The 24,350-nt window shown below is 55.6% G+C and carries 21 protein-coding genes; 7 read left to right on the top strand and 14 right to left on the bottom strand.

The genetic code is table 11. The features are described 5' to 3' along the window. Positions 1 to 54: 54 nt before the first annotated feature. Both HUO07_RS03190 and HUO07_RS03185 read left to right on the top strand, forming a co-directional pair. Positions 55 to 564 carry a hypothetical protein gene (locus tag HUO07_RS03190; protein WP_008955966.1) on the top strand — a complete coding sequence of 170 codons (510 nt, stop codon included), beginning with the start codon at positions 55 to 57 and terminating at the stop codon, positions 562 to 564. A gap of 157 nt (positions 565 to 721) precedes the next feature. Beyond that, positions 722 to 4,663, top strand: coding sequence for a hybrid sensor histidine kinase/response regulator (locus HUO07_RS03185; RefSeq protein ID WP_176302345.1), 3,942 nt, complete (start codon positions 722 to 724; stop codon positions 4,661 to 4,663). 55 nt (positions 4,664 to 4,718) lie between these two features. On the opposite strand, the gene HUO07_RS03180 is transcribed toward HUO07_RS03185, so the two are convergent. After that, a complete protein-coding gene (locus tag HUO07_RS03180; RefSeq protein WP_007113812.1) occupies positions 4,719 to 5,381 on the bottom strand; it encodes a response regulator in 663 nt (220 codons plus the stop codon). Here HUO07_RS03180 and HUO07_RS22000 point away from each other — a divergent pair. Then, complete coding sequence (locus tag HUO07_RS22000) at positions 5,380 to 5,505, top strand: hypothetical protein (RefSeq protein WP_022522133.1); 126 nt, start codon at positions 5,380 to 5,382, stop codon at positions 5,503 to 5,505. The genes HUO07_RS03180 and HUO07_RS22000 overlap by 2 nt on opposite strands. 107 nt (positions 5,506 to 5,612) lie before the next feature. Here HUO07_RS22000 and acs read toward each other — a convergent pair whose 3' ends face one another. Together acs and HUO07_RS03170 are read right to left on the bottom strand one after the other, a co-directional pair. Then, on the bottom strand, positions 5,613 to 7,562 hold the full coding sequence (gene acs / locus HUO07_RS03175; protein WP_008955964.1) for an acetate--CoA ligase: 1,950 nt from the start codon (positions 7,560 to 7,562) through the stop codon (positions 5,613 to 5,615). Between the two features lie 245 nt (positions 7,563 to 7,807). After that, positions 7,808 to 8,356, bottom strand: a complete 549-nt coding sequence (locus HUO07_RS03170) for a SprT family zinc-dependent metalloprotease (protein ID WP_176302344.1) — start codon at positions 8,354 to 8,356, stop codon at positions 7,808 to 7,810. A gap of 71 nt (positions 8,357 to 8,427) precedes the next feature. On the opposite strand from HUO07_RS03170, the gene HUO07_RS03165 reads away from it, so the two are divergent. Next, positions 8,428 to 9,087 (top strand): YecA/YgfB family protein, encoded by a 660-nt coding sequence (locus HUO07_RS03165; RefSeq protein WP_176302343.1) that lies wholly within the window; start codon positions 8,428 to 8,430, stop codon positions 9,085 to 9,087. A 15-nt stretch (positions 9,088 to 9,102) separates the two neighbouring features. Here HUO07_RS03165 and HUO07_RS03160 read toward each other — a convergent pair whose 3' ends face one another. The 7 genes from HUO07_RS03160 to ampD form a co-directional block, all read right to left on the bottom strand. Further along, on the bottom strand, positions 9,103 to 10,224 hold the full coding sequence (locus HUO07_RS03160) for a phospholipase D-like domain-containing protein (RefSeq protein WP_176302342.1): 1,122 nt from the start codon (positions 10,222 to 10,224) through the stop codon (positions 9,103 to 9,105). A gap of 33 nt (positions 10,225 to 10,257) precedes the next feature. After that, positions 10,258 to 11,001: a class I SAM-dependent methyltransferase gene (locus tag HUO07_RS03155; RefSeq protein WP_176302341.1), complete on the bottom strand. Its 744-nt coding sequence runs from the start codon at positions 10,999 to 11,001 to the stop codon at positions 10,258 to 10,260. Continuing rightward, the gene (tsaB, locus tag HUO07_RS03150) at positions 10,998 to 11,696 is read right to left on the bottom strand and encodes a tRNA (adenosine(37)-N6)-threonylcarbamoyltransferase complex dimerization subunit type 1 TsaB (RefSeq protein WP_176302340.1); all 699 of its coding nucleotides are present in this window, start codon (positions 11,694 to 11,696) and stop codon (positions 10,998 to 11,000) included. Before tsaB ends, HUO07_RS03155 begins: the two co-directional genes overlap by 4 nt. A 123-nt stretch (positions 11,697 to 11,819) precedes the next feature. Continuing rightward, a complete protein-coding gene (gene adk / locus HUO07_RS03145) occupies positions 11,820 to 12,473 on the bottom strand; it encodes an adenylate kinase (RefSeq protein ID WP_008955958.1) in 654 nt (217 codons plus the stop codon). A 242-nt stretch (positions 12,474 to 12,715) separates the two neighbouring features. Beyond that, the gene (aceF, locus tag HUO07_RS03140; protein ID WP_176302339.1) at positions 12,716 to 14,752 is read right to left on the bottom strand and encodes a pyruvate dehydrogenase complex dihydrolipoyllysine-residue acetyltransferase; all 2,037 of its coding nucleotides are present in this window, start codon (positions 14,750 to 14,752) and stop codon (positions 12,716 to 12,718) included. Between the two features lie 58 nt (positions 14,753 to 14,810). Next, on the bottom strand, positions 14,811 to 17,483 hold the full coding sequence (gene aceE / locus HUO07_RS03135; RefSeq protein ID WP_176302338.1) for a pyruvate dehydrogenase (acetyl-transferring), homodimeric type: 2,673 nt from the start codon (positions 17,481 to 17,483) through the stop codon (positions 14,811 to 14,813). A gap of 402 nt (positions 17,484 to 17,885) precedes the next feature. Next, positions 17,886 to 18,467, bottom strand: a complete 582-nt coding sequence (gene ampD / locus HUO07_RS03130) for a 1,6-anhydro-N-acetylmuramyl-L-alanine amidase AmpD (RefSeq protein ID WP_176302337.1) — start codon at positions 18,465 to 18,467, stop codon at positions 17,886 to 17,888. A 93-nt stretch (positions 18,468 to 18,560) separates the two neighbouring features. On the opposite strand from ampD, the gene nadC reads away from it, so the two are divergent. Then, entirely contained in the window at positions 18,561 to 19,415 is an 855-nt protein-coding gene (gene nadC / locus HUO07_RS03125; RefSeq protein ID WP_176302336.1) for a carboxylating nicotinate-nucleotide diphosphorylase, read from the top strand. A 6-nt stretch (positions 19,416 to 19,421) separates the two neighbouring features. Here the strand turns inward: nadC and HUO07_RS03120 are convergent, their stop codons facing one another. Beyond that, the gene (locus tag HUO07_RS03120; RefSeq protein ID WP_176302335.1) at positions 19,422 to 19,946 is read right to left on the bottom strand and encodes a GNAT family N-acetyltransferase; all 525 of its coding nucleotides are present in this window, start codon (positions 19,944 to 19,946) and stop codon (positions 19,422 to 19,424) included. Positions 19,947 to 20,110: 164 nt separating this feature from the next. On the opposite strand from HUO07_RS03120, the gene tsaA reads away from it, so the two are divergent. Beyond that, entirely contained in the window at positions 20,111 to 20,848 is a 738-nt protein-coding gene (gene tsaA / locus HUO07_RS03115; protein ID WP_176302334.1) for a tRNA (N6-threonylcarbamoyladenosine(37)-N6)-methyltransferase TrmO, read from the top strand. Between the two features lie 15 nt (positions 20,849 to 20,863). On the opposite strand, the gene purC is transcribed toward tsaA, so the two are convergent. From purC to dapA, 3 genes are all read right to left on the bottom strand, one after another. After that, entirely contained in the window at positions 20,864 to 21,580 is a 717-nt protein-coding gene (purC, locus tag HUO07_RS03110; protein WP_008955951.1) for a phosphoribosylaminoimidazolesuccinocarboxamide synthase, read from the bottom strand. Between the two features lie 32 nt (positions 21,581 to 21,612). Next, complete coding sequence (gene bamC, locus HUO07_RS03105; RefSeq protein ID WP_176302333.1) at positions 21,613 to 22,593, bottom strand: outer membrane protein assembly factor BamC; 981 nt, start codon at positions 22,591 to 22,593, stop codon at positions 21,613 to 21,615. 78 nt (positions 22,594 to 22,671) lie between these two features. Next, positions 22,672 to 23,556: a 4-hydroxy-tetrahydrodipicolinate synthase gene (gene dapA / locus HUO07_RS03100; protein ID WP_008955949.1), complete on the bottom strand. Its 885-nt coding sequence runs from the start codon at positions 23,554 to 23,556 to the stop codon at positions 22,672 to 22,674. 269 nt (positions 23,557 to 23,825) lie between these two features. On the opposite strand from dapA, the gene HUO07_RS03095 reads away from it, so the two are divergent. Then, on the top strand, positions 23,826 to 24,302 hold the full coding sequence (locus HUO07_RS03095) for a peroxiredoxin (RefSeq protein ID WP_008955948.1): 477 nt from the start codon (positions 23,826 to 23,828) through the stop codon (positions 24,300 to 24,302). Positions 24,303 to 24,350: the final 48 nt, after the last annotated feature.

Below are 24,350 nucleotides of genomic sequence, written 5' to 3'. Positions count from 1 at the left end.
GCCCGATGGCTTTTATAGATAGCTCTTATAAACGGCTTTTGGAAAGGATATTTTATGATATGGCATTTGATCGCCGCCGTTTTTGCGGGCCTTGCGGCCGCCGGGATTGGCCTGATACTGCGTAACCTGAGTGGCAAACGTCTGCCCAAGTGGATCGTACCGGTGTTTGGCGCGCTGGGTATGTTGGGCTATCAAGTTCAGGTAGAGTACAGCTGGTTTGAACACAAGCAGGCGCAGCTTCCCGAGACTGCGACGGTTATTTCAACCGAAAGCACCACCGCCGTATGGCGTCCCTGGACTTTTGCCTTCCCGATGACCACCAAGTTCAGCATGGTGGATAGTGAAAGTATTCGTTTCAGTGAGCAGGATGGCACCCGCTTAGCAGAATTTATTCTTTATCAGTTTGAGCGTCACCACACCGACATATTGATTACCCAGCCTTATCTACTCAATTGTGAGAGCCGTGAGCTAGTGCCCTTAGATCAAGACTCCCGCGACCCTATCCTTGAAGAGATACGCACGCTACGCGAAACATCACCGCTACTCAGCAACGTATGTGCATAGATAAAGAAAGCCGAGGTAACAACAGGCCTAAAGATAACAGTAAGTCTAAGTAGTGGTCGTACATGGCCCCCTATTTCGCCTAGAATAAAGCATTTTTTATTAGCGCACGTTTAGCGCACATAATAAGTGGGTAGCACACTCTGGCGGGGAGAAAGGCATGTTTCACGGCGGGCTACTGGTAGCGGTATCGTTGCTCTATATTGCCGTTTTGTTCGGCATTGCTTGGTACGGTGACCGCCGCGCGCGTACCCATGGCGCTACTCGGCGGCGCCCGATCATCTATAGTCTGGCGCTCGCGATCTATTGTACATCGTGGACTTTTTACGGCGCTGTGGGCCAGGCAGCCACTGCGGGCTGGTCGTTTGCGAGTATCTTCGTTGGCCCGATATTGACGTTTTTACTGTTCTGGCCGGTATTGGCAAAGATGATCCGCGTTGCCAAACACCAAAACGTTACCTCCATTGCCGATTTTATCGCCTCCCGTTACGGCAAAACCCAGTCGCTGGCCGCCTTTGCCAGCCTGGTCGCTCTGGTCGGCACCCTGCCCTACATCGCGCTACAGCTAAAAGCCGTTTCTACCACCTTCAGTGTGCTCACCGATGCCTCCGATGTGACCCATACGCCGCTGTTTGGCGATACGGCGTTCTACGTTGCCATTGTGATGGCTATCTTCGCGATTCTCTTTGGTACTCGACATACCGATGCCACCGAACACCACGAAGGCTTGATTCACGCCGTCGCGTTTGAATCGCTGGTCAAACTGTTGGCCTTTGTGGTGCTTGGTGTCTTTGTCACCTGGGGAATGTTTGATGGCCTGGGTGAGTTAATGGGCCACGCCGAAAGCCAGCTTGAACTCCAGCGCCAGTTGGCCAACCAGGACTTTGGCCAGAGCTTCTGGGCACAAACCTTGCTCGCCATGCTCGCAATTCTGTGCTTGCCACGCCAGTTCCATGTAGCGGTGGTTGAGAATATTCACCCCGACGACGCTACCAAAGCCCGCTGGCTGTTCCCGCTCTATCTGTTGGCGATTGCCTTTTTCGTGGTGCCTTTGGCCGCTGCCGGGCTGCTGATGTTTTCCGAAAGCGGAGTCGAGCCGGACACCTATGTATTGGCGCTATCCATGGCGTCGGGGCAGCAGTGGCTGACGCTGCTTACCTTTATCGGTGGTTTCTCCGCAGCGACCGGCATGGTGATCGTTGCCGCGGTGGCCGTGTCGATCATGATCTCCAACGAGATTGTAATTCCGGCGCTGTTCCGGCTGCGCTGGTTTGACACCAAGGCCCGGGATTATGGCCGTCTAGTGCTTCGTGCGCGGCGTTTGACTATTGTCGCCGTACTAGCCATGGCCTACGGTTTCTACCAACTGATAGCCGAATTCACCTCGCTGGCTTCGATCGGCATGTTGTCATTTGCCGCCGCCGCGCAGTTTGCCCCCGCGGTGATTGGTGGGCTTTACTGGAAGCGCGGTAATCGCCTCGGGGTCATTGTCGGCATGAACGCTGGCTTTGCCATCTGGGTATATAGCCTGTTAATGCCCGCCATGATCAATGCCGGTGTACTGCCGACAATGTGGCTTGAAGGCGGCCCGCTGGGGCTTAACTGGTTATCACCCACGGCGCTGTTTGGGCTCAACTTGGGCGACAGCTTTACCCACGGCGTCATGCTCTCACTCGGGATCAACCTGTTCTGCTATATCTTTGTCTCTCAGGTCACTTCACAGCGCGTGGTTGAGCGTATTCAAGCCTCGCTGTTCGTGGATAGTGTGGAAACACGCCAGACATCGGTCAACCGCCCCTGGACAGGCGCGACGACCGTGGGTGATTTAAAAGTTCTTTGCGAGCGCTTCCTCGGTGCCGGCCAAGTGGATCGCGCCTTTGAAGATTACGCCCGTCGTGCAGGCAAGCCCCTGGACAACGGCACCCGCGCCTCAATCGATATTATCCAGTTTACTGAACGTTTTCTGGCCTCGGTGCTCGGCGCTTCATCGGCGCGTATCGTGGTTAACTCGGCGCTGCAGGGGCGCGGCATCGGCATCTCGGATGTGATTTCGATTGTCGATGAAGCTTCCCAGGTACTGGAGTTCAACCGGGCGCTGCTCCAAGCCACCATCGAGAACATCAACCAGGGCATCAGCGTGGTCGACCAGAACCTGCGCTTGGTGGTGTGGAACCAGCGTTACCTGGAGCTTTTCCGCTTCCCTGATCACTTGATTCGTGTGGGCGCGCCCATCGACCGCATCTTCCGCTACAATGCCCACAACGGCGAATATGGCCCAGGAGACCCGGAAGAGCACGTACAGTTGTTGCTCGACAATATCCGCGAGGGCCAGCCCCACCGCTACGTGCGCTACCGCCAGGATGGCAGCGTGCTGGAAGTACAGGGCAACCCGATGCCCGGCGGCGGCTTTGTGTATACTTATCAGGATATTACCCAGCAAAAGCGGATCGAAGAGGCACTGATCCGCTCGGAAAACAATATCCGTATCTATACCGATAATGTGCCAGCGCTGATTGCCTACTTCGACAAAGAGTGCCGCTATTTATTTACCAACCGCGCCTACGAGCAAGCGTTTAATATTGACCGCAACGCCGTTATTGGCCGTCGTTTTGAAGACGTGCTGCCGGTCAAGCAGGCGGAAGAGCGCACACCATGGGTCGCCCGTGCGCTGAATGGCGAGCGGGTCAGCTTTGAAGTCTCGCTGCGGGTGAATGAGGCCATGCGCTACATGCTGGTCACGTATACGCCGCACTTTGGCGACAGCCAGGCGATTCTGGGCTTTTTCGCCCTTTATCAGGATATTACCGAGCGCCGCCAAGCTGAAATTGCCCTGAAAGAGACCAACGAAACCCTTGAGGAGCGCGTGCGTGAACGTACTCAGGCGCTTTCCGAAGCCAACTCGGCGCTACGCCAGGAGAACCGGGTCCGCGCCGAGGCCGAGTTAGCGCTGCGTCAGGCCAAGCAGTTGGCGGAAGACGCCAACGCCTCCAAGACACGCTTTTTGGCCGCGGCCAGCCATGATTTGCTGCAGCCGCTTAACGCGGCACGGCTGTTTACTTCTGCACTGATGCAAAACGTTACCACCACCGATACTCAACGCATCGTCGGCCATATCGATAACTCGCTGCAAGCCGCTGAGGAGTTGCTCAGCACCCTGCTGGATATCTCCAAGCTGGACGCAGGCGCCCTGACGCCGCGTCGCAGTCACTTTGCCCTGGCGGATATCGTTCGCCCGTTACGCGCCGAGTTTGAGGTGATGGCGGATGATCGCGGATTGGACTTAGAAGTGGTACCGACCCACTTGTGGGTCGACTCAGACCCGCAGATGCTGCGCCGAATCGTACAAAACTTCTTATCCAATGCGATTCGCTACACCCAAGAGGGACGCGTGCTGCTGGGCTGCCGCCGTCATAATGGCTGGCTCTCGATTGAAGTGTGGGACAGCGGCCCCGGCATTCCCGAATCCAAGCTCACCGAAATTTTTCAGGAATTCCGCCGCCTGGATCAGGTGTCACGCCACAAAGAGAGCGAGAAAGGCCTGGGGTTGGGGCTATCGATTGCCGACCGCATGAGCCGCGTGCTGGATCACCCCATCAAAGTACGCTCGACAGTGGGCAAAGGCGCCGTTTTCTCGGTCAGCGTGCCGATCGTTACCGCTCGCGAGCCAAGCAATAGCGAGCTTGAACCTCAGGCACGGCGCGGCAGCCACAAGCTGAGCGGCACACGGATTGTGTGTATCGATAATGAAACGCTGATTTTGGAAGGCATGACCGCCATGCTAAGCGGCTGGGGCTGCGAAGTGTTTACGGCTACCAGTATCGGTGGGGCTAAATCGATTCTACGCAATATGGATGGCGACCCGGACGCTATTTTGGCGGACTATCACCTGGATAACGAAGTCACCGGTCTAATGGCGCTAGAAGCGCTCAGCGAGCGTTTTGAGGGGGCGGTACCGGGCATTGTCATCACCGCTGATCGTACCGAAGCGGTGGCTGAAGAGATCAAGCGGGCGGGCTATCAACTACTGCTGAAGCCCGTAAAACCCGCGGCGCTGCGGGCGCTATTGACGCGCACATTGCAGGCCAATCGCGCGGCGCGTTAAGCGCCGCGGTTCAGGTGCTAATTACTTAGATGCTAAGTATCAAGAAGACAGGTAGTTAGGAAACGACTTTTGGCGGTTCGACTTCCAGTTTCTGAGCCGCGATAACGGCCTGTGTACGCGAGTGCACGCCCAGTTTACGTAGAATCGCGGTTACGTGGGCTTTGATCGTCGCTTCAGAAACGCTCAGTTCGTAAGCGATCTGTTTATTCAGCAGCCCTTCGGTCAGCATGTTCAACACGCGAAACTGCTGGGGTGTCAGCGACGCAATCGCCTCAGCAAAGCGCGATTCTTCTTCGCTGGTCTCTTCCAGCACGTTGGCCAATGCCTCTGGCAACCACACTTCGCCCTGCAGAATTTCACCGACGGCTTCAGCAATTAGTTGTAGAGACGATGATTTAGGGATAAAACCCGACGCGCCGTAGTCAATAGCACGACGCACCACGTAGGGCTCATCACTGCCTGACACCACCGCCACGGGGATATCGGGCATCTGGCCACGCAGTTGAATCAAGCCGGAGAAGCCGTGGGCTCCCGGCATGTGTAGATCCAGCAGAATCAAATCGGCGTCTGGGTGGCGATTAACCACGTCAGTGGTGGCTTCCATGGTATCCGCTTCGACAATTTCCGCCTGGGGGGCCAACTGGCGTAACGCTTGGGTCAGCGCTGCACGAAACAGCGGGTGATCGTCAGCGACGATAAACTTATGAGCTACTGCCATGGATATTCCTCCGGTTCCTCGAGCAGCGGGGTTGTCTGCCGCCGCGACGCTAGGCTCTTACGGTTGTGAAGCATGGTACCCCATGGGCTTCATCATGCCCAAGCATCACATGCACAATTTGTAATAGATAGATCATACCAACAAAAACAACAGTGCCGACCTACACGGGTCGGCACTGTTTTCTAGGTAAACAGCCCTTATTAGGCTAAACAGCCTACTGCGGTGTCGCCGTTATTGATTGGCGCGATGCTCAATCAGCTCATCGACTACCGATGGATCCGCCAGCGTGCTGGTATCACCCAAACCATCGCACTCGTTAGCGGCAATCTTGCGCAGGATGCGGCGCATGATTTTACCCGAGCGGGTTTTCGGCAAGCCGGGTGCCCATTGAATAACATCCGGCGAGGCAATCGGGCCAATATCTTTGCGCACCCACTGGGTCAGCTCTTTTTTGAGCTCGTCAGACTCCTCAATACCGTCATTCAGGGTGACATAAATATAGATGCCTTGTCCCTTAATATCGTGCGGGAAGCCAACAACGGCTGCTTCAGCAACGGCGCTGTGCGCTACCAAGGACGATTCAATTTCAGCGGTCCCCATCCGGTGACCGGAAACGTTCAGCACGTCATCCACACGGCCAGTGATCCAGTAGTAGCCATCCTCATCGCGGCGGCAGCCGTCACCGGTAAAGTACATACCGTCATAGGTTGAGAAGTAGGTCTGGATATAGCGCTCGTGGTCACCCCAAATAGAGCGCGCCTGCCCCGGCCAGGAATCGAGAATCACCAGATTACCTTCGGTGGCACCTTCTAGAATGTTACCTTCGTTATCCACCAGCGCGGGCTTGACGCCAAAAAACGGCACGGTCGCAGAGCCGGGCTTGAGCGGTGTAGCGCCCGGAAGCGGGGCAATCATGATACCGCCGGTTTCGGTCTGCCACCAGGTATCTACAATCGGGCACTTTTCGTTGCCGATCACACGATAGAACCACTCCCAGGCTTCCGGATTGATCGGCTCACCCACAGAGCCCAGCAGACGCAGGCTATCGCGCTTGCTGGAGTCCATGACGTTGTCGCCATGGGCCATCAGGGCACGCACCGCGGTGGGCGCAGTATAGAGAATATTGACGTTGTGCTTATCAACGATATCGCCCAAACGGCCATGAGTGGGATAGCTGGGAACGCCTTCAAACATGACGGTGGTCGCACCGTTCGCCAAAGGTCCGTAAACGATATAACTATGACCCGTCACCCAGCCCACATCGGCAGTACACCAGTAAACCTCACCCTCTTGGTAGTCGAACACGTACTGATGCGTCATCGCAGCGTAGGTGAGGTAACCGCCGGTGGTGTGTTTCAGACCCTTAGGAGCACCGGTAGAGCCTGAAGTATACAGAATAAACAGTGGGTCTTCGGCGCCCATAGCTTCTGCTTCACACTCGCTGGACTGCTTATCCACCAGCTCGTCAAACCACACATCACGGCCATTTTTCCACTCAATTTCACCGCCGGTACGCTTCACCACCAGAACGTTTTTGCAAACATCGGTGCCGTCACGGGTCAGCGCGGCGTCCACGTTCTCTTTTAATGGTACGTGTTTACCACCACGCACCGATTCATCGGCGGTAATCACTAGCTTGGAGTCGGCGCCAATCACCCGCTGAGCAACAGCGTCTGGCGAGAAGCCACCAAAAACGACCGAGTGCACGGCGCCGATGCGCGCACAGGCAAGCATCGCCATGGCAGCTTCGGGAATCATCGGCATATACAGCGTAACGGTATCGCCTTTACGAATGCCCAGCTCTTTCAGCGCGTTGGCCAGCTGATTCGTACGTGCGTAGAGCTCACGATAAGTAATGTGCTTGGAGTCATCGGGATTATCGCCTTCCCAGATAATCGCCGTTTGATCACCGCGTTTCTCTAGATGACGATCCAGGCAGTTGGCGCTGACGTTAAGCAGCCCATCCTCAAACCAGCGAATATCGACATTATCACGCGCAAAAGAGGTGTTTTTGATTTTAGTGGGCGCTTTAATCCAGTCAAGACGCTTGGCCTGCTCGGCCCAGAAGCCTTCCGGATCGTCCATCGACTGCTGATACATGGCCTCGTACTTAGCTTTATCGGCCCAGGCATTGGCGGCGAAATCGTCGCGCACCGGATAGACGTTGTGTTGATCGCTCATAAAATTGCCTCTGTCCGTGAAAATGCACTTTTCTATAAAGTGCCATCTAAAGAAACTGTAGTCGATACACTAATTGAAGGCATTGCTCGAAGACGCTACTTGAAGACTTTGCTGGGTGTTATTGGCCATTATCAGGGGTATCGACTGCCATGAGTGTTCCCCTAGCATAAACCTCCTCGCCCTGGCTTCCCTTTAGACATTGGTATTATCATTTTTTATTTAAAAAACAAACATTTATAGTTAAATCAAAGCTTATCTTCTGGCCTGTAGACCAAGGTCTTAGCACAGTGACGGCAACGGTAACGACGGCCGTTTGCCACTAAAGCATGACGCCTGGGAGTAAATTGATGAATCCGGCAATCGCACTGGTAGCGATAAGGGGCTGGTTGCGCCTGCTGAATATCAAACTGATGGGTCACATTGGGCACTAAACCGAAAAGATCGCGCATCACCGTCTTCCATTCACGGCCATGGGGTTTCAAGCGGGGACCATTATCTAAATGAAAGACCAACCAGTGGGCCACTTCATGAGGAATAATATCCTCAAAAAAAGCCGTGCGGTTTTCACTCAACAACACCGGGTTAAAACGCAAGCCGCCGTGCCCCAGATGCGCCTGCCCGGCCGACGCACCGCGCAGGTTAAACCACACCCTTGGCGCTGGCAGCGTAGGGCATACTTCACAACAGCGTTGCCACGCCTGCTCCACGCGAACCCGCGCGGCGTGGTGCAACTCTGTTTCCGTCATGTCGGCCAGTTCAGCAGCTGGCCAAGGGGGCAGTGGAGACGTCTTCATTAGTGATAAACTAGCCGTTATGGTTTCCTAGTGACCGATGATTACCGATTCGCATTGATGAGGCTTTACTCATGGCAGAGCGCAGCGACACGCCCGACACAAACACGCCCCCGCAGCCACTGCTCGAGGATGAGCAACTGGACAGACTGGATGACTTCCTCGACTCTGATCAAGTGGATGAAGACGCCCTCGATCTGATTTCCGCTCATGGCTTTTTAGTGGCGCTTGCCGTCGCCCCTAGCGAAGCGCCGCCCGCCCAGTGGTTGGCAGAGCTTTTTCAGGGCGAGCCACGCTATGCTGACGACGCCGAGCGCGATGAGATTATCACCCTGCTCACGCTGCTGCGTGACAATGCGGTGGCAGTACTTGAACAGGGTGGCTTACCCGAACTCCCCTTTGAGCTAACGCTTGGCGGCGAGCCTGCCGAAGAAACACCTATAGGCGATTGGTGCGCGGGCTTTATGGAAGGCGTCTTCAGCGATGAAAGCGCTTGGTTTCAAGACGATGAAGAGGCCGCCGCCACGCTGCTGCTGCCGTTTATGCTGCTTTCTGGGCTGTTCGATGATGAACCCGACATGGCCGAGCTCGCTAAGGACCAAGCGCGCCAGGAGTCGCTGGTGGTACAGTTGCCGGAACTCGTTTTGGACCTTTACCTGCACTACCGCGTCCCGCCAGAAACTTCCAAGCCCAAGCCGCGCAAGAAAACGCCTGCCAAAGGCAAGAAACGCTAACGCTACCCGCGACCCTTATTTAAGCCGCATGATGATCCCATCCAACACCCCGTAGATCCACTCACGAGCGCGCTGCCCCCAGGGGCGCGCCGCCCAGGCAGCGGCGTCAACTTCCTGACTTGCGGCAAAGTTACGTACAAAAAGCTCACGCACATCCTCCGCCAATTGAGGGTCTAGTGCCTCTTGATTTGCCTCCAGGTTCCAGTGCAGGTTCCAGTGGTCAAAGTTACACGAACCAATGCTTACCCACTTATCGGCGAGCACAAATTTGGCATGGATAAAGGTCGGCTGGAACTCAAAGATGCGCACCCCCGCTTTCAGTAGCGAATGGTAAAAGCGTTGACCAGCAAAACGCACGCTGGGATGGTCATGCTTTGCCCCAGGCAGCAGCAGGCGAACATCGATCCCCCGCCGTGCGGCCCGCACCAAGCGACGCCGCAACGCGAAGGTAGGCACGAAATAGGGTGTACATAGCCACAGCCGCGTTTCCGCCTGGTTGACGCGCTCATGCAGTGAATGGCGTATTGCTTGGTATCGATAGCCCCGCGCCGACATCGCCCGCCCCGGCTGGCCATCGGCATGCGCTTGTGGCTCACGCCGTTCAGGCAGTGTACCCGCGCTATTATCACCCTTCTCAGCGCGAGTTAGCCGCGAGCTCCAGAGTCGTCTAAACAGCTGCTCCCAGTCCGCCACCACCGGTCCATCAATACGTAGCGCAATCTCATACCAGGCATTCAGGAACTCATCTACCGCGCCAAAGCCACCGGTAAATGCCCGTTCGCCGTCAATAACGACAATTTTGCGATGGTCGCGGCTTAAGTTAAGCGCTAAGGAGTGAAAGCCGATGGGATTAAAAAAGCGCAGCTTTACGCCGCCTTGCTTCAATCGCTGGCGGTCTTCGCTAGACAACCCCATCGAGCCATATCCATCCAGCAGTAAACAGACCCTGACTCCGCGCTGTGCAGCGTCAATCAGCTCAGCAATAACTTGATCGGCAAGCTCCCCTGACTCCATCAAATAGAGCTCGACCAACACATAGTGACGAGCACTATGTACAGCTTCAAACATGGCTGGCAGAAAGCGCGAGGCCTCTGGCAGCAGCGTAAATCGATTACCTTCTCGCCACGCATTCTGCATGGGTGCTCCTTGCATGATCACCGCGCGAACGCACTAACGCACTAATGAGCGATGGACATATAAATCATAGCGGCTGGTTTTGCCTTCAAGCGTGTGCTGCGGTGCCGGGCCCTCGATAGGTGGTGCCTTGCGGGGCCGCTTGACTACCACTCGGTGGGTGGCTACATCCAGCGCCGCTTCAAGCAGGCGCGGGGCATCGTCGTCATCCCCAGCCAACTCACGAAACAGGCGCATCTCTTTTTTCACCAGCGCCGATTTTTCGCGGTGGGGAAACATCGGGTCCAGATGTATCACCTGCGGCGCAAAATGAGCACTGGCAACAAGCGCCGCCAGAGATTGAGCCGCATCGCCATTGCGCAGCGTCATTCGGGCGGCTATATCTGCCGTATCGCTATGTCTGGACGCACGTTTTAAACCGTCTTCCAGCAGGGCTGCTATCGCGGCCACACGTTCAATTAACAGCACCTGGGCGCCGAGGCTTGCCAACACAAACGCATCGCGGCCTAGCCCTGCCGTTGCATCAACAATGCTAGGTGACACGCCCTTGGCTAGCCCACAAGCCTTGGCGACTAGCTGGCCCCGTCCACCGCCAAAGCGTCGACGGTGGGCCGCTTTGCCCGCCACAAAATCGACGCTAAGCGGCTTGCCATAGCGTTTTTCATCACCGACCAGCGCCAATCCATCATCGCTTTGTACTAAACGCAGCCCGTCAGGCAGAGCAATGCACTCAACGTCGCTCTCGACATTGGTCTCAACTGGGCTCTTCACAAAGCTCATGCGGGCTTTTTCCAGGCGACGTCATTACGCAGATAAACCGGCTGAACCAAGTGTGCAGTCTGCCCCAACCCAGCGGCAAAATCACGCGCTGCCAGCCACGCCATCTCTTCAGCGCGGGGCTCTAAATCATCCAAATGCTGGGGCATGCTTAGCTGTAAATCGACAGTGAAGCGCTTCCACAACGTAAAGCCGCTGCCTACGCCGACCCAGTCGGTTTCGTCGCCGGGCAAGCGCAGTGCCTCTGGGGCCAGCACGGCTTCGGCGCTCATCGGCGTAATCGTGTCTTTCAGGCAGTGCCAGGTCGCGGCGTACACCTCGCCCATGCGGGCATCTAAAGCCGTCACCACGTGGCGAAGGTGATAGCGGCGGTGAGCCTGAAGCGCCAGTGCTTCCAACGTTGAGATACCCAATAGCGGGCAATCGAGGCCAAACGCCAACCCTTGAGCAGCGCCTGCGGCGATACGCAGCCCGGTAAACGAACCCGGGCCACGACCAAACGCGACGGCATCAAGCTGGGAAGGCGTCACCTGCGCTTCGGCAAGCACTTCATCCACCATTGGCAGCAACCGGCGAGTATGGGCGCGGGGCGTCATCTCAAAGCGCGCCAGGCAAGTAGCCCCCGTCTCGTCTTGGCGCAATAGGGCTGCAGAACACGCGCTAGAGGAGGCGTCCAGGGCAAGCAGATGTAACGGCATAGCAAGTGGCCACTCGAAAGAAAGATGGCAGCATTATACCTTTGTCACGCCATCACGACGATGGCCCGCCGAAGCGGGCCATCGTTGGCAGGTAATAACGATGCGATTAAACAATAGCGTTTATTAACTTAGCGCTTCTTTCACCTGACGGGTGATGTCGGTCACGCTGCCTACGCCTTCAATGCGATGATATTGGGGAGCGCTCTGCGGATCCTGCGCGGCCCACTGCTGATAATATTCAACCAGCGGGGCTGTTTGGTCGTGATAAACCGAGAGGCGATTGCGCACCGTAGACTCCTGGTCATCCTCACGCTGAATCAGCGTTTCGCCAGTCACATCATCCTTGCCCGGCTCTTTAGGCGGGTTGTGATCAACGTGATAGACACGGCCCGAGGCTTGGTGAACACGTCGTCCCGCCAAGCGGCTAACGATTTCTTCATCGGGTACGGCAATTTCCACCACGTGATCAAGCTTAACGCCGCCCTCTTTCATGGCGTCAGCCTGGGGAATCGTGCGCGGGAAGCCATCGAATAAAAAGCCATTTTCACAGTCTGGCTGGCTGATACGCTCTTTGACCAGATCGATGATGATGTCGTCAGACACCAAACCACCGCTGTTCATAATCTCTTTTACTTTCAAGCCCAGCTCAGTGCCATCTTTAATGGCCGTGCGCAGCATATCCCCGGTGGAAATCTGCGGAATCTTGAATTGCTCGCAAATAAACTGAGCTTGAGTCCCCTTGCCCGCGCCGGGGGCACCCAACAGGATTAAACGCATGGCTCTGCTCCTTGAAATTCTTAGTATGAAGAATGAGTATGAAAAATCTGTTAACTGACAATAACCGCGCCTCTCAGGCGACACAACTCCCCAAAAGCCTGAGAGACGCGCTTTTATTTCAATTTTTTTAAATTAAAACAGCCAAGTGCCGTAAAACTACCACTTTGGTCGCGCTGCTAGCCATTTAGCAAACACAAGCGGCGCCCCGAGGGGCGCCGCTTGTAAGACTCTATCGCTACCAATTACAGCAGTAAACGACGGATATCGGTCAACACATCTGCCAGGAAGGCGGTGAAGCGAGCTGCGTCAGCGCCATTGATGGCACGGTGATCATAGGAGAGCGACAGCGGCATCATTAAGCGCGGCTGGAAGGCACTGCCATCCCATACCGGCTTCATTTGCGCTTTAGACACACCCAAAATAGCCACTTCCGGCGCGTTAACGATTGGCGTAAACGCCGTGCCACCGATCGAGCCGAGGCTCGAAATAGTGAAGCAGCCACCGGTCATCTCGTCACGCTTGAGCTTTTTGGTTTGTGCTTTCTTACCCAGATCCGCCATTTCCTTGGCAATCTCCACCAAGGACTTTTTATCGGCGTCGCGCACCACCGGCACCATCAGGCCATCGGGGGTATCAACCGCGATACCGATATGGACGTAGTTCTTCCATACCAGCGTTTCGCCATCGCCCTTCAGGCTGACGTTGAACTGCGGGAACTTACGCAGCGCAAACGCACAGGCTTTGACCATAAACGGCAGCGGCGTCAGCTTGGCGCCTTGGGCTTCCACTTCGGCTTTCATCGCCTTACGGAACGCTTCCAGCTCGGTAATGTCCGCTTCGTCGAATTGCGTGACGTGGGGAACATTGAGCCAGCTACGATGCAGATTGGTCGCGCCCATTTTGAGCAGGCGACCCATCGGCTTCTCTTCCACTTCACCAAACTGGCTGAAGTCGACTTCCGGAATGGGCGGAATACCCGCACCACCGGAGGCCGCGGCTGTGCCGGGCTGCGCTTTGCCTTGATTGGCAATGGCTTGTTTAACGTAGGACTGTACGTCCTCTTTAAGCACGCGATCTTTCGGGCCGCTCGGCTTTACCAGTTCCAGGTCGACGCCCAGCTCACGGGCCAGCATACGTACGGCGGGGCCAGCGTGAACCAATTTGCCGTCACGTGGCTTGTGGGCCGCCATCTGCGCTTCCGGGCTGGGGGTGCCCGCTGGCGATTCAGAAGGCTTGGCACTGGTTTTGCTCTGCTGGGCCTTTTCGGGCGCCGCTTTCTCAGGGGCCGCCTTTTTCGGAGCGGCTTTTTTACCACCGCCGCTGGCAGCCACTTCGATATAGCCAATGACATCGCCTTCCGAGACGGTGTCGCCCTCTTTGACGGTTAGCTCAAGGAGCTTACCTTTGTAGGGGCTGGGCACATCCATAGAGGCCTTGTCGGACTCTAAGGTGATCAGCGGGTCTTCTTCGTTGATCTCGTCACCGACCGCTACGCCGATTTCGATAATCGGTACGTCGGAGGCGCCAGAAATATCCGGCACGCGAATTTCTTTGCGCTCCGGTTCGCCACTAGCGGCTTCTTCCTGATCATCTTCTTCAGCGGGCTCTTCCGGCTCGTTGCTGGCTTGGCTAGTAGCCTGCTCTTCAGAAGCTTCTTCTGCGTCATCGCCGCCTTCGCCCGCAATCTCCATCTGGCCGATCACATCGCCTTCAGAAACCGTGTCGCCTTCTTTCACAGTGAAGCTGACGATTTTGCCACTATGAGGGCTGGGCACGTCCATAGAGGCTTTATCAGACTCTAGGGTAATGAGCGTATCTTCAGCTTCAACCTCATCGCCTTCACTCACCGCGACTTCGATGATCTCAACGTTATCCGAGCCACCCAAGTCGGGCACCTTGATATCAACGGTTTGCTTACCACCGGCTGATTTCTTGGCAGCAGGCTTCTCGGCCTGCGGCTTTTCTTCTTGAGGCTTTTGCTTTTCTTCTTTCGCTGGGGCTGCTTCTGGCTCAGCGTCTTCGCTACTGCTGTCGCCGCCGCCTTCCACTTCCAGCTCAACGATATCGTCACCTTCGGAGACGCTATCGCCTTCCTTGACCAGCACTTTAAGTACCTTGCCGCCTTTCGGGGCCGGTACATCCATGCTGGCTTTGTCAGATTCCAGAGTGATCAGGGTGTCTTCCGCTTCAATGACGTCGCCTTCTGACACCGCAATCTCGATGATTTCGACATCGGTATCGCCACCGATATCGGGAACTTTGATGATTTCGCTACTCAAGGTCGCGCTCCTTCCAAATCGGATCGAGCCGGTGAGCATTCGCCCACCGGGCAGCGGTTTAGCTAGTCAGCGGGTTAGGCTTATTAGCGTCAATGCCGTACTTCTTCAACGCTTCGCCGACAAGCTTGCGATCAATCTCACCGCGATCAGCCAGCGCACGCAGCGCGGCTACAGTGACGAAGTAGCGATCCACTTCGAAGAAGTAGCGAAGCTTCTCGCGGGTATCTGAACGGCCAAAGCCATCGGTACCCAGTACAGTGTAGTCACCCGGCACCCAGGCGCGCACTTGGTCCGCATACAGCTTCATATAATCAGTTGACGCGATCACCGGGCCATCGCGCCCTTCCAGGCACTTAGTCACGTGAGGCTTATTGGCCTCCGCATCTGGGCTTAGGAAGGCTTCACGGTCAAGCTGTAGCGCTTCACGACGCAGCTCGTTAAAGCTGGTCACGCTCCAGATGTCGGCGCCGATGCCCCAATCGTTCTCAAGCAGGGTGGCAGCTTCTTCGACTTCGCGCAGAATCGTGCCAGAACCCAGTAGTTGAACGCGGCCTTTGTCACCCTTGGTTTCGCGCAGCAGGTACATACCCTTGACGATATCGTCGGCCGGTACGTTCTCCAGTGCAGGATGCTCGTAATTCTCGTTCATCACCGTCAGGTAGTAGAAGCAGTTCTCCTTGTCGGTGAACATGCGCTTCAAACCATCCTGCAGAATCACTGCCACTTCATGAGCGTAGGTGGGGTCATAGCTGCGGCAGTTGGGAATGGTGGAAGCCTGAATCAGGCTGTGACCATCCTGGTGCTGTAAACCTTCGCCGTTGAGCGTGGTGCGCCCCGCCGTGCCGCCGACCATAAAGCCGCGCGCCTGCAAATCGCCTGCTGCCCAGGCCAAATCGCCAATGCGCTGGAAGCCGAACATCGAGTAGTAGATGTAGAACGGCAGCAGAGTGACGTTATTGTTGCTGTAGGAAGTCGCGGCAGCGATCCAGGCAGACATTGCCCCGGCTTCCGTAATGCCCTCTTCGAGAATCTGACCTTTCTGATCCTCGCGGTAGAACATGATCTGGCCTTTATCGACCGGCTCGTACTTTTGGCCTTCCGAGGTGTAGATACCCAATTGGCGGAACATACCTTCCATACCGAAGGTACGCGCTTCATCAGGAATGATCGGCACCACGTGCTTACCGAGTTTTTTATCTTTCACCAGTCCGTTCAGAACACGCACAAACGCCATGGTGGTGGAAACTTCGCGCCCTTTCGAGCCACCCATTTGCGAGGCAAAGGTTTTATCTTCGAGGCTAGGAATCTCCAATGCCTCAAAGTCGCTTTGACGGCTGGGCAAGTAACCGCCCAGGCGCTCGCGCTGCAGGTGCATGTACTTAAGCTCGGGAGAATCATCTTCCGGCTTGTAGTAAGGAACGTCTTTGAGCTGCTCATCGGTGATCGGAATACCAAAGCGATCGCGGAAAGTCTTGAGCGCTTCGTATTCCATGCTCTTAACCTGGTGCGCTTCGTTGGCCGCTTCACCATCGCCGCTACCCATGCCATAACCTTTAACGGTATGGGCCAGAATAACCGTAGGCTTGCCGTTAGAGGTGTTAACCGCCTCGTGGTAGGCCGCATAAACCTTGAACGGATCGTGGCCGCCGCGGTTGAGCTTCCAGATATCTTCGTCAGAGAGGTCTTTGACCATCGCTTCGGTTTCTGGATATTTGCCAAAGAAGTGCTCGCGAGTGTACGCGCCACCATTGGCTTTGTAGTTCTGGTATTCGCCGTCGACCGCTTCGTCCATGCGCTTCTGAAGGATGCCTTTCTTGTCCTTCTCGAACAGCGGATCCCAGTGGCGGCCCCAGACGACCTTGATCACGTTCCAGCCAGCGCCACGGAAGACGCCTTCGAACTCGTCCATCACTCGCGAGTTGCCGCGCACAGGGCCATCGAGGCGCTGTAGATTACAGTTGATGACGAAGATCAGGTTGTCGAGGTTTTCACGACCCGCCAACGAAATAGCGCCCAAGGATTCCGGCTCGTCACACTCGCCGTCGCCCATGAAGCACCAAATCTTGCGGTCATACATATCTTTCAGCTCACGGTGATGCAGGTACTTCATCACGTGCGCTTGATAGATCGCTTGAATCGGCCCAAGACCCATAGAAACCGTGGGGAACTGCCAATAGTCCGGCATCAACCACGGGTGCGGGTAAGAAGAGAGACCATCGCCATCGACTTCCTGGCGGAACTTGTCCATCTGCGCTTCACTCAGGCGACCTTCCAAATAGGAACGGGCGTAAATGCCTGGTGCCACATGCCCTTGGATATACACCAAGTCACCAGCAAAATCGCCTTGGGGCGCGCGGAAGAAGTGGTTAAAGCCTACGTCGTACAAGGTGGCAGACGACATGAAGCTGGCAATGTGCCCGCCCAGACCCGGCTTGGCGCGGTTGTTACGAATCACCTGTGCGATGGCGTTGTAACGGATCAAGGAGCGGATACGGCGCTCCATGAACAGATCGCCAGGCATCGGTGCTTCGCGGTGAACCGGGATCGTATTACGGTGCGGGGTTGTCACCGAGAAGGGTACCTTCATCCCGTCCCGGCGCAGGCGATCCGCCAGGCGGGTCATCAGGTAGCGGGCACGATCTTCGCCCTCACGATCCAATACCGACTCTAGGGAATCAATCCATTCCGTAGTTTCGATCGGATCGAGATCTTCTCTTGTCTCCAGACTCATAGAGGTCTCTCCGAATGACGATAAATGACAATTAGCCCCGCTACCCTAATGGGCCTGGGGCGGCGGTGTGGAAGTCCACCACGCGCCAACATTCAGCCGGTGAATAAACGCCGGATAGGGGTTTTAGCTCTACATTCAACAAGCTACGTGCCGTTTTATGTAGTAAAGCTACACAAATGTCGTAAAAGTTAGCCTTTTGTATAGGGGAAGATACCGCAAAGTCGTCACGCTGCCAATTCTGTCGGGGCGGAAAAGCCTATCGAAAACAAACTATTGCACTGCAACATAAGCAAATTACAGACCTCATTCTTCAGTATCAAATAAGCCAACAATTGTAATTAAACTACTGTTTTATTGCTTTGTTATTGAAGCACTTAGTTATTAAAACACCTAATCTAACCACTACTTCTCAGCCTGTGACGTTAACCGCTGCTGGAAATACACCCAGTCAAATGCTGGGCCTGGATCTGTTTTGCGCAGCGGCGCGACATGGGCATGGCTGGTGATACGACGGCTATTCAGCCGTGGGTAGCGCGCCATTAGCCAGATCGTTACTTTTACCAAGGCGTTGTACTGAGCTTTGGTGTAGGGGGTAATGTCGTCCCCTTCAAGCTCAATGCCTACCGAGAAGCTGTTAAGCGCTGTTCGCCTTTTCAGCTGGTGGGCATCCCACCAGCAGGAGCGCCCGGCGTGCCATGCGCGCTGATCCGTATCAACAAATTGAACGCACTCTCCATCGCGACGTATTAGCAGGTGCGCAGAGACTCTCAGATGGGTTATTTCAGCGAAAAAGGGATGTTCATCGGCTACCAGCTGATTGGTAAACAGCGCTTCGATAGCATCACCGCTAAACACGCCTGGGGGCAGACTGATCGCATGCAGTATCAGCAGCGAGACTTCGTCGCTTGGGCGAGCGTCGCAGTTGGGTGAAATCACGTGCCGAGCGCCTTCCCACCAGCCACTTAACGGTTGCTTCTCTTCCACGCGCACGCTCTCCTCTATGTTAGCGCTCTCTTTCACTGCTCATTTTCACTATAATACTGATCACACTTGACGACGTTCTGAGAACTCACTGCCATGCATTATCAATCCGCTCTTGCAGAAGAAATCCGCGCCAGCGCTGCTCGTCTGCTAGCCGAAGACGTGGGCCCAGGTGATATTACCGCGCAATTGATCCCTGAACACCAGTGGGCCAGCGCCGATGTGATTACCCGTGAAGCCGCGGTGTTGTGCGGTGCACCTTGGGTGGATGAGCTGTTTCGCCGCCTGGATAACCGAGTAAGCCTGAACTGGCACGCCGCTGATGGCGATAAACTTGAGGCTGGCCAGTGTTTTTTAACCCTGGAAGGCCCCGCCCGCATCCTGCTCACCGGTGAGCGTGCGGCGCTTAACGTGCTGCAAACGCTGTCTGCCACTGCGACTGCCACCCGTGCTTATGTCGACCTGATTGAAGGTACTGGCGTGCGCCTGCTCGATACCCGCAAAACGCTACCCGGCATGCGCTTGGCGCAAAAATATGCGGTCACCTGCGGTGGCGGCCATAACCACCGCATTGGTCTATGGGACGCGTTTTTGATCAAAGAGAACCACATTGCCGCCTGTGGGGGCATTCAAGCAGCCGTTGCACAAGCACGCAAGCTGGCCAGTGACCTCCCAGTGGAAGTGGAAGTAGAAACCTTTGAAGAGCTGGATCAGGCGTTGGCAGCGGGTGCCGATATTATTATGCTCGACAACTTCGCCATTGAAGACCTGCACGTTGCGGTAGAAATTAACGGCGGCAGAGCCACCCTGGAAGCATCAGGCAATGTGGACGACGCTACGCTACGGGCAATCGCCGATACCGGCGTTGACTGTATCTCTAGCGGTGCGCTAACCAAGGATATCGCCTCAATCGACTTATCGATGCGCATAACCCGCAGCTATAGCGTGTAGCTAGACTTACGTTTCCACGGCGTTAAGTGCCTTGGAAAGTCGATACCGCTTGAGCGATTCACCACTGCGCTCCACCCACTGCTCGCCGTGGTTTTCCCAGCCGCGGCGCATTAGACGCTCGTAAAGCACCGAACTGGCCTCAATCTCCACCTTGCCTTTGCCCTGTTCGAGCAGCATACGCTCAGCGTGAACCAGCAACGTGGTGCCAATGCCGCGACCAGCAAGAGAAGGCCAGACATAGAGCGTTTCAATTCGCCCGGCATCTAAATCTACTTCCAAAAACCCCACGCAGCGTCCATCACAGGTAGCAATTAACGTGGTATACAGCGCTTGCCGCACTGCCCAGGCACTGCCTTCACGGGGTAGCGCTTGCGCCCATGCCCGCCGCTCATCCAGCGTATAGTGGGTAGCAGCCCCTTGCATGACGGCGTGGTAAAACACTTCTGCCTGATCGGCGGCATCGCGTGCCAGTGCCGCGCGATACATAACCCGCGCACTCGTTGGCGCTTGCTGCTCATCGCTATTACTCATGCGTCACCTCTGCACTGTTCAGCTAACATTTGGTCAATGCCTATTCAAGCAAGACCTCTTCGATCACGCCGCTTTAGATCACACCCTATTGGGTCACGCTGAAGCCATCGGCTGCTTTATACTGTTTTATACTACGCCAATAAATCCTAGCAAAAGGCAGTGTGATGGACGATGCCCCTAACAGCGAGCACTTTACGCTATCGCCCATTGGCCACATGGTCAGCGACTACCCTGACAAATTCGGCATTCCGCGCCAACCAGGGCTCGCACCCGCGGCTAACGCCAAGCTTGTGCTCACCGCACCCTACAATGACCCTCTCGCCGTGCGTGGTTTAGAAGACTTCAGCCACCTGTGGTTAAGCTTTATATTTCATCAAAGCCCGCAACGCTGGTCGCCGCTGGTGAGGCCGCCACGGTTGGGCGGTAATAAAAAAGTGGGCGTTTTTGCCAGCCGTAGCACCCATCGCCCTAATCGTCTGGGGCTATCACTGGTAAGGCTAGTCGGTATCGACACTCAGCAAGGCGTCGTTTTGGCGTTACAGGGCTGCGACTTAGTGAGCGGCACGCCGGTGGTTGATATTAAACCCTATCTGCCCTGGGCTGAATCTCAGCCTGATGCACAGGCTGGTTTTGCGCCGCAGACGCCGTCACTGTTGGCGGTGTCGTTTCACCCAGCGGCACTGGACACCCTCACCCAACGCTCAGACAGCGCCACGCTGCATGCATTAATTGAGCAAGTACTAAGCCAGGACCCACGGCCCGCCTATAAGCAAAAAGAGTTAGCGTCTGATCGACTTTACGGGGTACGCCTGCGCGATGTAGACGTTAAGTTTCGTCAGCGCCAACAAGGCGAAGCCACCACCTTAGAGGTGATGGCTATCGAACCTTACGACGAGCGATAAAACAATGATGACGTTTTAAGCGGGAAAGGTAATACCCAGGCGGCGACCAACTTCTTCATACGCCTCAATCACGCCGCCCAACCCCTGGCGGAAGCGATCCTTATCCAGTTTTTCACGGGTGTTAGCGTCCCAAAGGCGGCAACCATCCGGCGAGAACTCATCCCCCAATACCACCTCACCCTTGAAGACACCAAACTCAAGCTTGTAATCCACCAGCAGCATATCGCCCTCGGCAAACAGCGCTTTGAGGATATGGTTAACCTTGAAGGTCAATGCTTTCATTTTGGCGAGCTGCTCGGGCGTTGCCCAACCGAAGGTCTCCGCCAACGACTCGTTAATCATCGGGTCGCCCTTCTCGTCGTTCTTCAAGAACAGCTCGAAGGTAGGCGGTGTTAGTGCAATACCCTCTTCCACACCTAACCGTTTTACCAAACCACCGGCGGCGATATTGCGCACTACGCACTCCACCGGGATCATCTGCATTTTTTTGACCAGACTCTCCGTATTGGAGAGCTGCTTTTCAAAGTGGGTGGGAATGCCCGCTTCCTGCAGCCGCTCCATAATGAAGGCGTTAAAGATGTTATTGACCATTCCCTTACGGGCCAGCGACTCCACTTTTTTGCCATCGAAGGCGCTGGTGTCATCACGAAAGTTAAGCACCAACAAATCCGGATCGTCGGTGGTATACACAGATTTCGCCTTACCGGCGTAGAGTTCTTGGCGCTTTTCCATGGGGGCTCCGTAAGGGATCAAGGGTCAATAAATTAACGTAAATAACCGGAGACACGCTCAAGCAGCTCGAGCTGATCATCGGCGCTGAATGCCCGTTCGCTGGCGTTGATGGCACGCAGGATCGTCTTGTCGCCGTCAGGCTGTAGGGCAAGGCGGATCTCTTGGGACATTTTGCGTACGTCCGCGCTGAATACAATTTGCAGCGGGTTACGATTGCGCTCGGTTTCGGTCATATATTCAACCAGGAACTCGTGGCTACTGGGGTCAGAGGCAAGCAAGTCGCGCTGTCCTTCCTGAGCAAAATCCAGTTCAAGGTAGTGGTTCAGTTCAGCCCATACGCGGTCCACCGGCTGCGGAATAACCACTTCCCACTCTTCACCCTGCTGGCGAACTTGTAACGTTTGCTCATCGGTAAGGCGCTGAGCGGTCCAGGAAGATGACACGCTGGCAGAAGCGCTGCGTGCACTTAGATGGCTTTCCAGTGCGTCCAGACAGCTAGTCATGGTTTGCCCACCGCTTTCACAGCGAACTTCGCTACTGCCTGCGCGCAGCGCACTCTGCAGGCGTATTTCCCCCTGGGACGTCACGATAACGCCCTGAGAAGCGCTGCTCTGCAGCACATTCAGCTGCCGGCTGCGTACAAACTCTTCCAACTGCGGCCACACCGTACCGGTGTCGGCGGCCACCACTAGCCAGGTTTGATCACCGACTTCGCGGCGCTCAACGTACTCAGGCTCTAAGCCACTGCCAATAGCCAGTGATTGGGGCGGACGAATTTCTGCCGCTTCGTCAAGCGTCCCTTGGGTGGCGGCTTGAGGAACCGGCAGCGCATCGCGGTAACGTTGGGTATTACGGGTCTCTGGTAACACCAACGGAGGCGCCGGAGCAGCCTCGGTGTAGTCCAGGTTACGGTCGTGGTAAAAACCATCCCGTGCGCAACCAGAGAGCGCGACAGCCGCTGCGAGTGCCAGCGGAACCCATTTAAGCGCACGTATTTCAAGCACAGAGCTCATCAAGCCACCTTAAGTCAACAAATCAGGTACCCAGCTCAACTTATCGCTGAGCTGGGTAGCAAAGGGTATTGCGCCAGGTTACTCCTCTACGACGCCTGCCATCTGCAGCGCTTCGCTCACCGTGGCGTGGTACTTTTCAGACAGCCAGGTTAGCGGTAAACGAAGGCCTGCGTCCGCATAACCCATGCGATTAAGCGCCCACTTCACGGGAATAGGATTCGACTCTATGCCCAAATTGGTGTGTAGCGGCATCAGACGGGTATTAATCTGGTGGGCTTTATCAGCATCACCGGCCACGGCAGCGGTGCACAGATCATGCATCGCCCGTGGGGCAACATTCGCCGTCACGGAGATATCGCCATGGCCACCCATCAACATAAAGTCACAGGCGGTCGCATCGTCGCCGGAGTAGAGCATAAAGCCACTGCCCTTTAGACGTGAGATTAGATCTTCCGCACGCTCCAGGTTCCCTGTTGCGTCTTTCAAACCAATAATATTATCGACATCGGCCAAGCGTAAGACGGTCTCGTTGTAGAGGTCAGAGCAGGTACGGCCCGGCACGTTATACAGAATCACCGGCAGTTTGCTGCCTTCCGCGACCGCTTTAAAGTGCTGATACAGGCCTTCCTGGGTGGGCTTATTGTAGTAAGGGCACACTGACAAGCAGTAATCGGCTCCGACTTCCCCGGCGTAACGCGCCAGCTCAACCGCCTCAGAAGTGGCGTTAGCCCCAGTCCCTGCGATAACCGGAATACGACCATTGACCTCTTCGACAACGCTGCGAATCACATCAAAGTGCTCCGCGAAGGACATGGTAGTGGGTTCGCCCGTCGTGCCAGCAGCCACAATGCCATCGGTGCCATTTTCGAGATGGAAGTTCACCAGACGACGAAGCGCCTCCCAGTCGATGTCGCCATTGACCTTCATAGGCGTCGCCAGGGCGACAATGCTGCCTGTGATCATCCGTTTATTCCTCACCAGCCAAAGTGTGATATCAACTATCTATGTATTTTACGTGCTATGTCTTTAGCAAACTGGGCGCCATCGCGATACTTTGTATAAGACGCTGGCGTTCCACAGAGAGCAAATGGTACTCAGGCGATTCGAGCCTGTACAGCGTAAAGCGGTGCAAGTTTGTCACCGGCCTGGTTTGAGCTTTGACAACTGCCCCTGGCTTTCGTGTAATCGCGCGTGACTACTAATCTTAACACCCACCCTCAAAAGGACGCCTTATGTCTGTTGAAATTGGTCAACCCGTTGCTGACTTTTCCGCTACTGCAACTGGTGATTCCACCGTGACGCTATCGGAACTGCGCGGCAAACAAGTGGTTATTTATTTCTACCCCAAAGCCAGCACCCCAGGCTGCACCACCGAGGGGGGTGACTTTCGCGACCGTAAAACCGCCTTCGATGCTGCCAATACGGTCATCCTCGGCGTCTCTCGCGACGGCCTACGTGCGCAGGAGAACTTTAAAGCCAAACAGGATTTTAATTTTGATCTTATCTCTGACAAGGACGAAAACGTCTGCACGCTGTTTGACGTTATCAAGCTCAAGAAAATGTACGGCAAGGAGCATCTCGGCATAGAGCGCAGCACCTTCTTGATTGATAAAGAGGGCAAGCTCGCCAACGAATGGCGTGGTGTTAAGGTGCCTGGTCATGTTGATGAGGTACTCGCCGCGGCTGAACAACTTAACGCTGCCAGTTAACCCCTATGCCCGCGCTGAGGATACCCAGCGCGGGCCGTGTTTAAGCGC

The sequence above is a fragment of the Vreelandella maris genome, assembly GCF_013371085.1.
Classification (GTDB): domain Bacteria; phylum Pseudomonadota; class Gammaproteobacteria; order Pseudomonadales; family Halomonadaceae; genus Vreelandella; species Vreelandella maris.
The sequence above is the reverse complement of the archived record's forward strand: the minus strand, read 5'-3'. Positions and strand labels throughout refer to the sequence as shown.